Source organism: Myxococcales bacterium, assembly GCA_016720545.1.
In the GTDB taxonomy this organism is placed as follows: domain Bacteria; phylum Myxococcota_A; class Polyangia; order Polyangiales; family Polyangiaceae; genus JAAFHV01.
In genome coordinates this window covers 57,487-72,367 of the sequence record JADKKK010000023.1, presented here as the reverse complement: position 1 = coordinate 72,367, position 14,881 = coordinate 57,487, and the positions used below count along the sequence as shown (strand labels likewise).

The 14,881-nt window shown below is 73.7% G+C and carries 8 protein-coding genes; 7 read left to right on the top strand and 1 reads right to left on the bottom strand.

The features are described 5' to 3' along the window. Positions 1-172: 172 nt before the first annotated feature. From IPQ09_25685 to IPQ09_25675, 3 genes are all read left to right on the top strand, one after another. Positions 173-1,237 (top strand): Rpn family recombination-promoting nuclease/putative transposase, encoded by a 1,065-nt coding sequence (locus IPQ09_25685; GenBank protein MBL0197545.1) that lies wholly within the window; start codon positions 173-175, stop codon positions 1,235-1,237. Between the two features lie 335 nt (positions 1,238-1,572). After that, a complete protein-coding gene (locus IPQ09_25680) occupies positions 1,573-2,154 on the top strand; it encodes a Uma2 family endonuclease (GenBank protein MBL0197544.1) in 582 nt (193 codons plus the stop codon). A 62-nt stretch (positions 2,155-2,216) separates the two neighbouring features. Beyond that, positions 2,217-6,404 (top strand): DEAD/DEAH box helicase, encoded by a 4,188-nt coding sequence (locus IPQ09_25675; GenBank protein MBL0197543.1) that lies wholly within the window; start codon positions 2,217-2,219, stop codon positions 6,402-6,404. Here the strand turns inward: IPQ09_25675 and IPQ09_25670 are convergent. Further along, the gene (locus IPQ09_25670) at positions 6,370-7,506 is read right to left on the bottom strand and encodes a VWA domain-containing protein (protein MBL0197542.1); all 1,137 of its coding nucleotides are present in this window, start codon (positions 7,504-7,506) and stop codon (positions 6,370-6,372) included. The genes IPQ09_25675 and IPQ09_25670 overlap by 35 nt on opposite strands. A 113-nt stretch (positions 7,507-7,619) precedes the next feature. Between IPQ09_25670 and IPQ09_25665 the strand changes: the two genes are divergently transcribed. The 4 genes from IPQ09_25665 (at position 7,620) to IPQ09_25650 (ending at position 14,656) form a co-directional block, all read left to right on the top strand. Next, entirely contained in the window at positions 7,620-10,658 is a 3,039-nt protein-coding gene (locus IPQ09_25665; GenBank protein ID MBL0197541.1) for a carboxypeptidase regulatory-like domain-containing protein, read from the top strand. A gap of 101 nt (positions 10,659-10,759) precedes the next feature. Next, complete coding sequence (locus IPQ09_25660) at positions 10,760-11,809, top strand: hypothetical protein (GenBank protein MBL0197540.1); 1,050 nt, start codon at positions 10,760-10,762, stop codon at positions 11,807-11,809. Further along, positions 11,809-12,648 carry a hypothetical protein gene (locus tag IPQ09_25655; GenBank protein MBL0197539.1) on the top strand — a complete coding sequence of 280 codons (840 nt, stop codon included), beginning with the start codon at positions 11,809-11,811 and terminating at the stop codon, positions 12,646-12,648. Before IPQ09_25660 ends, IPQ09_25655 begins: the two co-directional genes overlap by 1 nt. A gap of 79 nt (positions 12,649-12,727) precedes the next feature. Beyond that, positions 12,728-14,656: a protein kinase gene (locus tag IPQ09_25650; GenBank protein ID MBL0197538.1), complete on the top strand. Its 1,929-nt coding sequence runs from the start codon at positions 12,728-12,730 to the stop codon at positions 14,654-14,656. Positions 14,657-14,881: the final 225 nt, after the last annotated feature.

Sequence of the window (14,881 nt, the reverse complement as noted above, 5' to 3'; positions counted from 1 at the left end):
ACTGACGCGGACACCGCCGGGGACGGCCAGGACGCTCGGTCCCAGCGGATCCCGCGGGAATTCGCCGCCCGCGCGTGGGCCCAGGACCTGCAATCGCCCAATACACCGGCGCCGAGGGCCCGGCGTGCTCTTCCTCGGCGCCTCTGTCGTCGCCTTCCGCGTCCCGCGCACCATGCCACTCAGCGTCCACGATGCCCTCTTCAAGTCCACCTTCTCCGATCCGCGCCACGCGGAGGGGGCGCTCCGCGCGGCGCTGCCCGAAGCGCTGTCGGCGCGCATCGCGTGGGACACCCTCGAGACCATCCCCGGCAGCTTCGTGGACGCCGAGCTCAAGGATCGGCACACGGATCTCCTCTATCGCGTGTCGCTGTCGGGCCGCCGGGCGCTGCTCTACGTGCTCTACGAGCACCAGAGCACGCCGCACCCGCTCATGCCCTTCCGGCTCGCGGCCTACAGCGTTCGAATCTGGGAACGGTGGCTGCGGGAGCGCACCCGCGCCGCAACCGAGGCGGTGACGCTTCCCGCGATCATCCCGGTCGTGCTCTATCACGGGGCGGGCGAGTGGCGCGCACCACGCAGCCTCGCAGCCCTCTATGACCTCGACGAGGAATCCGTGGCGGCCGCAGGCGAGCACCTGCTCCAACTGCGCTTCGTGCTCGACGACCTCACCCAGGAGACCGACGACGCTCTCCGCGCGCGCGCCGTGACGGCCCTCGGCCGCTTGGTCCTCGGCTGCCTGCGGCACGCGCGCACCCCGGAGGCGTTCGTCCGCGAGCTCGGCGCCTGGTCGGACGTGGCCCTCGAGGTCCTCGCCTCCCCCAACGGCGCGGCCGCGCTGGGAACTGTCTGGCGATATGTCATCATGGTGCATCCCGGGGAGCCCGAGGTCGTCCTCCAACAGCTCGCCGGCGTGATGAAGGAGGAGCGCGTGAAAGAGACCCTCATGACCGCAGGCGAGATCCTGATGCAGCGCGGGGAAGCGCGCGGGGAAGCTCGCGGAGAAGCTCGCGGAGAAGCGCGCGGGGAAGCGCGCGGGGAAGCGCGCGGAGAAGCTCGCGGAGAAGCGCGCGGGGAAGCGCGCGGAGAGCGGCGCTTGCTTCAAAAGTTGCTCACCCTTCGCTTCGGGCCGCTGCCCGCCGGTGCGATCGCGCGCCTCGAAGCTGCGGACGTGCCGACCCTCGACGCCTGGGGCGAGCGCGTGCTCACCGCGGCGACGCTGGACGAGGTCTTCGGGTAGGAGCCTCGAGAGCCTGCGACGCCGCTCCGTCGCCCGCACGTCGCGCCCTACCGGCTCGCCGGTCGGGGACTTCCGGCCCGCTCTCGATCCCGCCGGGTAGGCGATCAGCGGTCGGGGTGCGCCCTCGGGGCGCGCCTGGCGCGGTCAGGGTGCCGCTCGGTCGGCGATCAGGGCTCCTGGGGCCCACTGCGGTCCCTCCTGGCGCGATTTTGGGCGCTCCGGGTGGCCGATCAGGGCCCTGGGCGCGCGAAATCGGGCTCCGTGAAGGCGACCGCGACCGCGGGCGAGGGCGAGCGGGCTGGTGGCGACTTTGCCGTGGGGTTACGCTCTCGGAAATGGGCGAAGCTGCATCCATTCTGCGCATGAGCGCGGCCGACTACCTCTCGTGGGAGCGAGGCCAGCCCTCGAAGCACGAATTTCACCTCGGCGAAGTGTTCGCGATGGCCGGCGGCAGCCCTCGGCACAACGGCCTCTCGGCCGCCGCGATCGTTGAGCTTTACTCAGCCTTGCGCGGCAAGCCGTGCCGCGTGCTCTCGTCCCACCAGCGCCTCTCCGCCAAGGAGGGCGAGCGCTACGTCTACGCGGACGCTGTGGTGGTGTGCGGCGGCATGAAGACAGAGCCCGGCACGACGGATGTGCTCGCGAACCCGAGCGTCGTCGTGGAGGTGCTGTCCCGCAGCACACAAGCGTATGACCGGGGCGACAAATGGGAGGCCTACCAGGGCCTCGCGTCCCTCACCGACTACCTCCTCCTCGCGCAGGCCTCGGTGCGGATCGAGCACTATCGGCGCGAGTCCGACGGCTCATGGCGCTATCGCGTCATCGAAGCGGGCGGGACGGTGGTGCTCGCCAACGGGGCCACCCTGGCCGCCGACGCGATCTACGAGGGAGCGTTCGAGCTCGCCGGCGACACCTGAGCCTCCGCGTCGCCGGCGCCCCCCCTTGCGCTCCCCCTCACCCCACGATACGCCGGCCCGCGATGTCCACCGCCGCCCCCACCGCCCCCGATCCGGCGCACACCTTCGCGGCCGCCGCGCACTCCTTCTCCCGCGACGACGCCGTGCTCGTCGCGCTCCTCGCCATGGCGGGCACGCTGAACATCTCGCGCTGGTGCGAGCAGGCCCGCTACGCGGGGCTCCGGGAGACGCCCACTCGAACGTTCTCGACCACCACCCTGCGCCCTCTCGTGGAGTCGCTCGTCGCGCGAGGGCTGGCTCGCGCGACCCCCAAGGGGACCTTCGCGTTCCCCCCCGAGCTGCGCACGGTCGCCCTGCGGTGGGCCACGTCTCGCCTCGGCACCGCGAAGCAGGTGGACTTCGATCTCCTCACGCGCACCGCGGTGCCGTACTACCCGGACCCCATCTTCGACGCGCGCATCGCGATCCACCAGAAGCGCCCCGACGCGGTGGCCCTCCTCGACACCCTCCACAAGGAGCAGCCGCGGAGCGCGGGGACCCTCGCGCTCGAGGTGAACGATCCCTTCGACGCCGCGTGGTTCCGCTCGCTGCCCGCGCCCCTCGCGGCGCGCCTCGTCGAGCTCGCCCTGACGCGGCTCGAGCAGGGCGCCGCCCACGACGGCGTCTACCGGGCCGTCGCCGCCGATCTCGCGCTCCTCGACGCGGCCAGCGACGTGGCCGCCGCGGCCTTCGCGGGCGTCGCCGTCCTCCGCGGCGACCTCGAGGTCCTCCGCCGGCTCCTCGCGCGGCCCGTCGCCGCACGAGCGCCCACCTTGGCTCCCTTGATCCGCGCGGCGCTCGCCGTGGTCGAGGGCCGCTACGGCGACGCCACGGCGGAGGCGACCGCGAGCCCGGAGCTGAAACGCACGAACCACCTGGGCGTGCTCGCCGCGCTCTCCGCCGTCGCCCTCCGCTACAAGTCCCCCGCCTCGGAGCGCGCCGCGCGCCTCGTCGCCCTCGGGGCGCGCAACGGCGCCCCGCTCCAGCAGACGTTCCGCGTGTTCCAGTCGATCCTCGTCAAGGGCTCCGAGGCCCTCGCGACCCCCGTTCGCTTCGCCCGCGACGTCGAGGCCGACGCGCTCACGGCGCTCTGGATGGCCCTCCGCGTGCGCGAGGAGGTGACCCTCGACTCCTACGTCGCCGTCCAGGCGGTGGTCGACGCGATGAGAGGCTGCAAGGCGTTCGGGGCCGCCGGCTACGCGTGGGTCGCCGAGCAGTGCCACCTCGCCGCCTGGGCCCTCTACGCGCTGCTGAACGCGTCGACGCGCGATCTCGTCCCCGCGGCCCAGGTCCCCCCGAAGCCACCCGAGACGGCGGGGCCGAGCCTGTTCGGCGCGGAGGCCTCGCAAGCGCCCTGGGAGCGCGCCCTCGATCGCCTGGAGGTGCTCGCCGAGAAGGTCGTCGGGACGCGCGCCGAGGCGACGCGCGTCGGGGCGGGGGCGCGGGTCCTCTGGCGGGTGGTCGGCGCGCATCACACCCTCGAGCCGTACCTTCAGAAGCGCGGCGCCGACGGCAAGTGGACCGCCGGACGAAAGCTCGCCATCAAGCACCTGCTCGGAAAGACCGAGACGACCCTCGCGCTGCCGCCCGAGGACCTGCGCGTCGCGGCGTTCGCGCGCGAAGAGCGCGAGGTGTTCCGAGGCTATCCGAGCGTCTACCACTTCATGGCCCCGGAGGCGTGGCTCGCCCTCGTCGGCCACCCGCGCGTGTTCCGCGAGTCCTCCGAGACGCCGTGTCCCGTCGTCCGCGGCGAGCTCCGCGTGAGCATGACGCCGCGCGTCGCCGACCTGACCCTCGCCGTCGATCCCCCGGGCCTGCGCGAGGGCGTCAACGTCCGCGAGTGGGGGGGCGAGCTCGTCGTCCTTCAGGTCGACACGCGGCTCACGGGCATCCTCGAAGCGGTCGGCGAGGGGCTGACCGTCCCGGCGCGCGGCAAGGACCGCCTCCTCGCGCTGCTCGATCGCCTCGGGTCCGTGGTCCCCGTCGAGTCCTCCGAGCCGCTCCGCTCGAAGGCCGTGCCGGCCGATCCGCGCCCGCTGTTTCACCTCGTCCCGAACAAGGGAGGCCTCTCGGTCTCGCTCTTCGTGCGCCCCCTCGGCGCGTTCGGCCCCGTCGTCGCCCCCGGTCGCGGCGCGCCCACGCTGCTCGGACACGTGGACGGCGAGACCGTGCAGACTGCACGCGATCTCGCGCTCGAGCTCCGCCTCGCGGCAGACGCCTTGGCCGCGTGCCCCGCCCTGGCCGCGAGCGAGACGGGCACCTGGTTTCTGGCCGACCCTCCCGCGTGCCTCGAGCTCGTCTCGACCCTGCGCGGGCTCGGCGACACCATCACCGTCGAGTGGCCGTACGGCGCGCCCCTCCGCCTCCGCGGCCGTGTCGGCCGGCGCGCGCTCCGCGGGAAGCTCCGTCACACCATCGGGGCCTTCGAGCTCGAGGGCTCGCTCGCCGTCGACGGCGATCTGTCGCTCGAGATCTCGCAGCTCCTCGAGCTGCTCGCCGAGCACCCCGGGCGGTTCGTGCAGCTCGCCTCCGGCGAGTACATCGAGCTCGAGCAAGAGCTCCGCGAGGTGCTCGACGGCCTCGCCGCCGCGCGCGCTCCCTCCACCGGCCCCGCCGTCCTCGTGCCGCCGTCGGCGATCTCGGTGCTCGACAGCCTCACGCAGGAGGGCACCGGCCTCGCGCTCGACGAGCGGTCCGCGGACTGGCGGGAGCGCTTCACCCTCGCCTTCCGAAAGGCCCCCGCGCTCCCGAAGCGCTTCGACGGCACCCTCCGCGACTACCAGCTCGAGGGGTTTCGCTGGCTCGCGCGCCTCGCGGAGCTCGAGCTCGGCGCGTGCCTGGCCGACGACATGGGCCTCGGGAAGACCGTGCAGCTCATCGCGCTCCTCGTGCATCGGCTCGACCGCGCGTCGGCGGGCCCCGCCCTCGTCGTCGCGCCCACGTCGGTCTGCGAGGGCTGGCGACGCGAGCTCGCGCGCTTCGCCCCGTCGCTCGCCGTGCGGGCCCTGTGGGGCCCCGACCGAGCGGACGCGCTGCGTGGCCTCGGTCGCCGCGAGGTCGTGGTCACGAGCTACGCCATCCTCCAGCAAGACGCCGAGGCGCTCCAGCGCGTCGAGTGGGGCACCGTCATCCTCGACGAGGCCCAGCTCATCAAGAACCCCGAGACCCTGCGCGCGAAGGCCGCGTTCGGCCTGAAGGCCAGAGCGCGCGTCATCGCGACCGGCACCCCGGTGGAGAACCACGCGGGCGATCTCTTCAGCTTGTTCCATTTCCTGAACCCGGGCCTGCTCGGCACCTGGAAGTCGTTCAGCGCGCGCATCGCCGCGGGGCCGGCCGGCGCGTCGGGTGCGCCCGGCGCGTCCGGCGGCAGCCGCGCGCATCGGCGCCTCCTCCAGCCCTTCGTGCTGCGCCGCACCAAGGCCCAGGTGCTCGACGATCTGCCTCCCATCACCGAAATTCAGCGCACGGTCCTCCTGAGCCCCGGCGAGGCCAAGCTCTACGACTCGGTCCGTGAGGCCGCGATCGCGAAGCTAGGCGCCGCCGCGAGCGGGAGCGCTCAGGCGCGCGTCCAAATATTTGCAGAGCTCACGCGTCTCCGTCGCCTCTGCTGCCACCCGCAGCTCGTCGCGCCCGCGGCGAACCTCACGAGCGCCAAGCTCGAGAGCTTCCTCGAGCTCGTCCGCGAGCTCGTCGCGGGCCGCCACCGCGTGCTGGTGTTCAGTCAGTTCACCGACGTGCTCGCGCTGGTGAAGCCGCTCCTCGACGCGAGCGACATCACCTACCAGTACCTCGACGGCGCGACCTCCATGAAGCAGCGGACGGCGGCGGTCGACGCGTTCCAAGGAGGCGACGACGACGTCTTCCTCATCAGCCTGAAGGCCGGCGGCTTCGGGCTCAACCTCACCTCGGCCGACTACGTCATCCACCTCGATCCGTGGTGGAACCCCGCCGTCGAGTCCCAGGCCACAGACCGCGCCCACCGCATCGGCCAGACACGACCGGTCACGGTGTATCGCCTCGTGACCGCAGGCACCATCGAGGCCCGCATCGTGGAGCTCCACCGCGAGCGAGAAGCGCGATCTCGCCGACGCGCTCCTCGAGGACACCGATCGCGCCGCCAAGCTCACCGAGCGCGAGCTGCGGAGCCTGCTCGAGCCGTGAGCCTCGCCGCTGACGCTACCGCGCCTCGATGGTCGGGCACCCGAGGATGATCCGCACGTCCATCACGTCGCCGCGCATCACCCGCGCGCAGGTGTCGCCGATGAGGGTCACCGTCTTGCCGCTGAGGGTCCAGCCGGACTTGGGCACGGCGACCTCGTCGAGGTACACGTTCACGCGGTTCGAGTCCGGCGGCGCCTCCTTCAGCTCGTAGGTGCACGTGGCGACGATGCGCGCCGCCACCTGGCGGAGGGCCGCGGTGAGGTCGGCCTTGTCGGCCTTGTCGACGCGGTAATAGGCCGTGCTGCCGGTTGGCTGACGCGTGCCGCCGGTGATCGCGAGGCGATCCAGCAGCGGCGCGTAGGCCTGGCTCCCCGGGACGCCGATCACGAACGTGGGCACTCCGCCCGCCTTGAGCTTCGCGACCGCCGCGACGGTGGCGTCCGAGTCGAGGCACAGGGACGGCGAGTCGGCGCAGCACGGCGCGCCCGTGGGCGTGCAGCCGTTGATGCGCTCGATGTTGAGGATGCAGGCGTCGGCGCCGCAGCTCTGCTGCCCGCAGTTGGGGCCGCCGTCGGTCGCGAGGATGACGTAGGTCTTCCCGGCGACCTTGGGGAGGCGGTCGGCCAGGGCGGCGAGCGTGCCCGCCGTGGGGGTGCCGCCGGAGGGCACTCGCCAGAGCGCGTCCGCGAGGGTCTTCGTGGTGGGGCCGATGGCCCCGCTCGGGGAGTCGCCCCGCCGCAGCGACATCACCTCGGTGCCCGGCGCGCACCCTCCCGCCTGGCCGGGGAAGGCCGTGGCCCCGAAGCTCGCGCGGGGACCTATCGCCGTCATGAGCTCGATCACCGCCGTGCGGACGGTCATCCACTTGTCCTCGTCCACCATGGAGCCGGAGCGATCGAGCACGAAATAGAAATTGGGAGGGTCGACGAGGAGCGGCGAGTCGATGCAGTCGCACACGCCGCCGTCCGGGCCCACTCCACACCCAGGAGGCGCGAGCGACGACCCGTCGAAGCCGAAGCTGCCCGCGGCGTCTCCGGCGGCCACGGCCCCTCCGCCGCCGATGCCGCCTCGACCGTAGGGCAAGGGGTCGGAGCCGCACCCGCCAAGCGAGGCGAGGCCCAGCGCGCCCGCGGCGATCGCGGCGGCGCCCACACGAACCGCTCCGCGTAAAATCCCAGCGCCCACGCGATGAGGCTAGCACGAGGCCTTGGCGGTGCCCGTCGACTGGGGGAATAATCCCCGTCCGCTTCTTGCCCCCCCCTCGAATGCCCCCCACGCCGAACGACCCGCCCCCCGCGAGCCCCGCCGCGCCTCCGGGGCCGGGCTCGGTGTCGCGAGGCGCGAGGCTCGCGAGCCTCGCGTGGCTCGCGTGGGCGTGGGCCGCGTCTCGGCTCGGCCACCTGGTCGCGCTGCTCGCGCTCGCCGCGATCCCCGGCGCGTCCCTGCGACCGCTCGCGCCCGAGCTCGAGGCGCCGCCGCTGCCAGCCGACGTGGGCGACCGCAGCGCGGTGCTCGAGGTCGACGTCCATCAGCGCGGCCCGGACGGCGTGCCCGGGCCCGCGCTCGCGGGCGCCCGGGTGCGCGCGTTCACGATGCTCGAGGGGCGCGCCTACCTCGCGGCCGATCGTCCCGCGCCAGCGGGCCACGCGCGGCTCGCCGATCTCCCGCCCGGCGAGCACTGGATCGTGGTCGACGCCGCGGGCTTCGCGCGCGTGTCGCGCATGGTCATGCTCGTGAGCGGGGAGCGCTCGCTCGCGCTCGACACGCCGCCGCAGCGGGTCCTCGACGTCGACGTCGTCGACGAGGCCGGCGCTCCGGTGAGCGCGGCGTCGCTCGAGGTCTCCGCGGGCGATCCGTTCCCCGTGGGCGCGCGCTCGGACGACGCCGGCCGCGCGCTCGTCACGCGCCTCACTGAGGGGCCGTACGTGGTCGCCGTGAGCCACCCGGGGTACGACCCCGTAGAGGTGCGCCACCCGACCGACGAGAAGCCGCTGCGCGTCGTCCTGAAGAAGCTCGGCGCGCTGCAGGTCACTGTGCTCGGGCCGCAGGGGACCCCCACCGCCGCCACGGTCGAGATCACCTCGGCGGTCCTCTGGCCCTCACGCCGCGCGGACACCGACCCCGAGGGCAAGGTGCGCATCGGCGGCCTGTCGGCGGCGACCTACTCGCTCCGGGCGGTCGCGGGCGGCCTCACCTCGGCCACCGAGCTCGCGGTGACGCTCACGCAGGGGCAGGAGCGCGAGCTCACGCTCCGGCTCTCGCAGGGAATGTCGGTGGAGGTGCGAGTGCTCGACGGCGAGTCCGACCCCGCGACGCCGCTCGTGGGCGCGCGCGTGGCCCTCGCGGAGTCGGGCCTCTCGGCGTTTCCGGTCGAGGGGGTGACCGGCAAGAGCGGCGCGGTGACGCTCGGTCCCATCCCGCACGGCGGGGCCAGCGTGACGGTGAGCCGCGACGACTTCGTGTCGGTCACCGTGGCCGTGCCGGACACGCCTGGTCCGCTCGTCGTCGTGCTGCCGCGCGCCGGCACGATCGTCGGGCGCGTCGTCGACGGGCGAGGGTTCCCCGTCGACGGCGCGCGCATCGAGATCGTGGGCACCGATCTCCGCGGCATGCCCGTCGCCGACGATCCGCGCGTGGCGCGCGCGCGCGACGCCCGCTTCGATCGCGCCCTCGCAGGCCCGCGCCCGCTCGTGCCCGCCGGCGAGCTCGGGGTGATGCCCGGCCCGCTCCCCGACATCCCCCGCGGCGCGACGGCCAGCGCGCCCCCGCTCGGAGCCACAGGCGGCTCGCCGAGCGGCGCGCCCAGCGAGGGCTGGCTCACCGGGCGCGACGGGTCGTTCCGCGCGCGGCCCGTCACGCCGGGGCGCGTCCGCGCGCTCGTGCGGCACGCCCAGTACGTGGAGGGCGCGAGCGAGCTCGTGGACCTCGCGCCCGGCGGCACGGCGGAGGTGAAGATCGTGATGCGCGCGGGCGGCCTGCTCGAGGGCCGCGTGGTCGACGCCCACGATCGGCCGGTGGAGGGCGCCGAGATCACCGCGATGGCCACGCGCGGCACCTTCGAGCGCATGACGCGGGCCGATCGTGACGGCGCGTTCGCCTTCGCCGCCATGCCCGAGGAGCTCACGCTCCTCGTGGAGCGCCCCGCGGGCCAGGCCGGCGCCCCCACCCGCGCAGAGGCCCGCGTGCCCGAGGGCGGCCGCGCGAGCGTGCGCATCGTGCTCCCCGATCCCCGCGACGACCTGCCCGCCCGCGTGCTCGACGCGCGCGGATCGGGCGTGGACGGGGCGCAGATCACCGTCGCGTCGCTCGAGCCGAACGTGCCGCTCCGCGCGACCGTGTTCACCTCGCGCCGCGGGGAGGCGAAGCTCGCGGGCGCGAAGGGGCTCGCGCTGCACGTCGAGATCCGCGCGCCGCGCTTCGCCGCGCGCTCCCTCGAGCTCGCCGCGGACGCCACAGAGCTGCGCGTGGAGCTGGCCGCGAGCGAGTCGCTCACCGGCGAGGTCCGGTCCGCGCGCCGCGATCGCCTCCACGACGCCGAAATCACGGTGTACGCGGAGGACGGCGCCCACCGCGGGCGCACCGACAAGGAAGGAGAGTTTACGATCCGCGACGTACCCCCTGGCCCCGTGCGTGTGCGCGTGCGCGCGGCCGGTTTCGCGCCGAAGACGCTCGAGGCCCGGGTGCAGGAGTCGGGCGGGCGCCGAGCCACCACGCTGCCGCGCGTCGAGCTCGACGAAGAGGGCCTCGTGGAGGGGCTCGTGGTCGACGGCCGCGGCGATCCCGTGCCCGGCGCGCGCGTGGCGAAGGACGCGGTCCCCGTGGTGCTCCTCGCCGGCCCTCCGCCGCCAGGGCTCGCGGTGGCCGACGCGCGCGGGAGGTTCACGCTCGCGGAGCTGCCCCAGGGGCTCCTCTCGCTCGAGGCCTACGCGTCGGGGCGTGGGCGTGGGCGCGGGGCTGTGCGCGTCGTGCCGGGGCGCACCACGCGCGACGTTCGCCTCGTGCTCGACGGCGAGGGCGCGGGCGCGAGCGAGCCGCGCGGCGCGGGCGGCGTGGCCGTGACGCTCGGCGAGATCACCGCGAGCCACGAGGTCGGCATCGCCTCGGTCGTCGAGGGCAGCGCCGCCGAGCGCGCGGGGCTCGAGCCGGGAGACATCCTGGTCGAGATCGCGGGCGCGCCCGTCCACACGATCGCCGAGGCTCGCGCGCGGCTCTCGGGCCCGCTCGGCGACGACGTCGTGGTCAAGCTCCGCCGCCGCGGCCACCTCGAGTCACGCCGCGTCCCGCGCGAGGAGGTGCGCAAGTGAGCCTCGCGGGGGCGAACGCAGGTCAACGCTGAGCCTGAGCCGAAGGCGAGGGATCGGCGTGCACCTTCTCGCGGGTCTCGCGGTGAACTAGGCTACCCGGAATGATCGCTCTCCCCCGTACGCTCGCCCGCGCGGTCGGCCTCGCCCTCCTCGCGGGTGCGGTCCTCTGTGCGCCCCTCGCGCGCGCCGAGGAGGCGCCGATCAGCGACCAGGCCCGCGCCCATTTCAAGGCCGGTGTTTCGCTCCTGCAGGACCCGGACGGCGAGCGCGTCGAAGAGGCCTACCGCGAGTTCAAGGCCGCCTACGAGATGAGCCTGTCGCCAAAAATCCTTGGAAACATGGGTTTTTGCGCCATGAAGCTCGAGCGCGACGGCGAGGCCATCGAGGCCTACACGCGCTACCTGCGCGAGGTCACCGACCTCGGGGCCGAGGAGCGCGCGCAGATCGTCCGCGACCTGCAGACCCTCAGCGTCGGCGTCGTCGCGGTGCAGCTCACCGTGACCGGCGCGCCCGCGGGCACGAAGGTCATCGTGACCGACGTGCGCACCCCCGTGAAAGGCGAGCGCGTCACCAACGCGTACGTCCTGCCCGCCGACCACAAGCTCGTCGTCGGCCTCCGCTCGGGGCACCACGTGCTCACCGCGCGCGCGCCGGGGTTTCAGGACGAACCGTGGGAAATGGAGGCGCTCTCGGGCTCGAAGGAGACCCGCTCGCTCACGCTGAAGCCCCGCGCGAGCGCGGTCGTGGCCCCGGTCCCGCCGCCCACTCCCCGGGAGCCGAGTCCTGCGGAGGAGCCCTCCCCGAGCCGCGTGCCCTGGGTGATCGCCGGCGCGGGCGCCGCGGTCATGGCGGCCGGCGCCGTCACCGGGATCGTCGCGCTCGGCAAGGAGAGCGACATCGCGAGCCAGTGCCCGAGCGACCTGTGCCCTGCCACGTTCGACCTCGCTGGCGCGCGCTCGTCGGCCAAGACCTTCATTGGCGTGACCGACGTCCTCCTCATCGGCGGCGGCGTCCTCGTCGCCGGCGGGATCACCTGGGCGCTGCTCGCACCCAGCCCGAAACCACGAGAGCGAGGCGCGCTCGGGGCGCCCGCGCTCGCTGCCGCCTGCGGACCCACCGGGTGCTCCGCGACCGCGAAGGTGAGCTTCTGATGCGCGCCGAAAAAAACAAGAAGCTCAGCATGTTACGCGCGGCTTCCACCGCGGCGGCGTTCGGTCTCGCGGCCCTCGCCGTGCCCGGTTGCTTTCTCGCCACCGACGTCGATCGCTTCCGCGAGACGCCGCCCAACACGTCCAAGTTCTTCGACCTGAGCTTCACGATCACGGGGGCCGACTCGCACGTCGACGAGACCTTCGAGCTCCGCGTCGTCGACAGGCAGAAGAACATCATCGCGATGCTCCGCGCGTCGCCGCTCGGGGGGCGGGACGCGACGTTCAACCTGCCCTCGTCGCTCCCCAAGACCGGCGGGCTCCGCCTCGTCTTCTGGGCCGACCACAACAACTCCGGGGCGTTCGACCAGGCGCCGCTGCCGTTCGATCACAGCTGGTTCGTCGACGTCGACCCGTTCGTCCCGAAGGACCCGGCCAGCAACCTGGTGAAGATCGAGTTCGAGCACAACACGGCGTTCGTCCCGGTGGAGGGCAAGGAGATCGGCGGCCCGGCGGAGGTCAGCTTCTCGGGCATGCGGGGCCAGCTCGGGAGGCGCGCGCAGGTGAGCATCTCCGACGCGAACTCGAAGCAGCTCGTGGGCGTGCTCCGCGCCACGAAGATCACCCAAGACGCCTTCACGCTGCGCCTCCCCGGCATCGTCGATCCGGGGGCGGGCACGCGCTACTCGGTGCTGGTCACCCTCGACGACGGCACCCCCGCCGCGGGGGGGCTCGAGGGCTACCGCTTCGAGCGCGCGAGCGAGCTCGCGGGGCTCAAGCTCACGTTCGACCCGACGAAAGACCAAGCCACGAAGACGACCGAGGCCCTCCCGCGGCCCTGAGCGTTGCGGCGCGGCGTCGGCTGCCGCCGAGCGGGCGCGACGCGTCGCGTTGGTGTACACTCGCTCCCGCGAGGGAAACGTGAGCTTCGAGCCGGGCGACGTAGTCGAGGACAAGTACCGCATCGTGCGCACCATCGGCGCGGGCGGCATGGGCGCCGTGTACGAAGGCGTGAACGTGCGCATCGGTCGCCGCGTGGCGATCAAGGTGATGCACGGCGAGGCCTCCAAGGTGCCCGACCTGCGCCGCCGCTTCGCGCGCGAGGCCCGGGTCGCCGCCAAGATCGGCTCGGCGAACATCTGCGACGTGCTCGACCTCGGCGATCTCCCCGACGGCAGCTCGTACCTGGTCATGGAGTACCTCGTCGGCGAGTCGCTCGACGACCGCATCACCGCGCGCGTGCGCATGCCCGCGTCCGAGATCGCGCTCATCGCCCTCCAGCTGCTCGACGGGCTCTCGGCGATGCACGGCGCCGGCATCGTCCACCGCGACCTCAAGCCCGCCAACATCTTCCTCACGTCGCCCAGCCTCCGCACGACGGGCGAGGGGCGCGAAGTAGTCAAGATTCTTGACTTCGGCATCTCCAAGTTCCAGACCCAGCTCGACGGCGACGAGGCGCAGACCGCGACGGGAACGCTCATGGGCACGCCGCTCTACATGTCCCCGGAGCAGTCGCGGGGCGTCGGCGATCTCGACGGCCGCTCCGACCTCTACTGCGTCGGCGTCATTCTTTACAGGGCGCTCGCCGGCGACCACTGCTTCGAGGCGGCGAACATCCCCCAGCTCCTCTTCAAGACCGCCATCGAGCCGCCGATCCCGCTGCTGCCGCGCGTGGAGCCTGCCGATCACAGCTTCGTGCCGATCGTCGAGAAGGCGATGGCCAAGGCGCCCGACGATCGCTACCAGACCGCCCGGGAGCTCCGCGACGCCATCGAGGCGTGGCTCCTCGCGGAGCACCCCATGGAGCTCCTGCCGCCGGCCGCCGCGCACCTCGACGGCCTCGTCCTCGGCGGATCGGGCTCGTACCCCAACGTGGTGGTGCCGTCGGCCACCGCCGCGATCACCCCGCAGCCGCTGAGCGCGTCCGGCTCCGGACCCGTCGTCGCCGCCGCCGCCGCCGCCAACACCGGCAGCGCCTGGGAGAAGAAGGTCAGCGGCGAGGTGAGCGCCCTCGCGGCCTCCCTCGCGCCAGCGGCCTCGGCCGCCACGATCGCGAGCCCGGGCTCGCAGCCGGAGCTCACCACGGCCCCGCCGAGCGTGCACACGCCGGCGCCTTCGCAGCCCCCGGCAGGCGCGAGGCGCGGTCCCCGGCTCGCGGTCGCGGGGGTCGCCGCGGCGCTCGCGCTCGCGCTCGTGGCCGTCGGCGTGCAGCGCACGACGGCGAGTGGGGCCACCGCGCCGCCGCCGAGCGCCGGCCCGTCGGTGCCCAGCGCCGCCCCGAAGCCCAGTGAGGCGCCGCCCCAGCTCGCGTCCGCCGCGTCCGCCGCGTCCGCCGCGTCCGCCGCGTCCGCCGCGCGTCCGCCGCGGCCACGGGCGCGCCCTCGGCCGAGGTCTCCGCCGCTCCGGCCACCCCGAAGCCCCCGGCCGCTGCGCACGCGGCGGCGACCAAGCCGGGCCCCGCCGCGGCCACGCCGGTCGCGGTCACTCCGCCTCCAGCGGCTCCGTCGGCCAGCGCGAAGCCGGGTCGCAAGATCCGCACGGAGCTCTGACTCCCTCGACGATCCCCGTTCGCGCGCCTCGAGGGAGACTTCTCGTTCGTTCCGTGAGCTGGCACGCAGCTACGGCTCTATCCGCGGATCCTTGGATTGCCTCCGACCGAACGGTGGCCGTGGATCCGACGTCGCGTGCTCGCGCGCGCATCGCGGCTACTGCTGGGCGCAGTTCTCGAATCGGATCTGGGCCTCGGTCTCGCAAGTCTTCACGCCGTTGTCCGTGCTGACGGCCCTCGGGCAGCGCACGCCCATCCAGATGCGCCCGGGGGCCACGCCGGCCTTCGGGGCCACGTCGTAGGTGGCCTCGCAGTCCCGCTGTTCGAACCGACCCAAGTCGGCGTTGACGAAGGTCATCGCCACGTTGGGCTGCGGGACCGGCGTGGCGGTGAAGCGTCCGCTCACGGTCACCGTGCCGCCGCGCGGGCCAGTGAGCGCAGCCGAGCCGCTCACGCGGAAGTCGCTCCCCTCGGCCACCACGCTGCACGCCACCGACACCGCGCCCCCGCCCTCGGCGGAGCCGTGG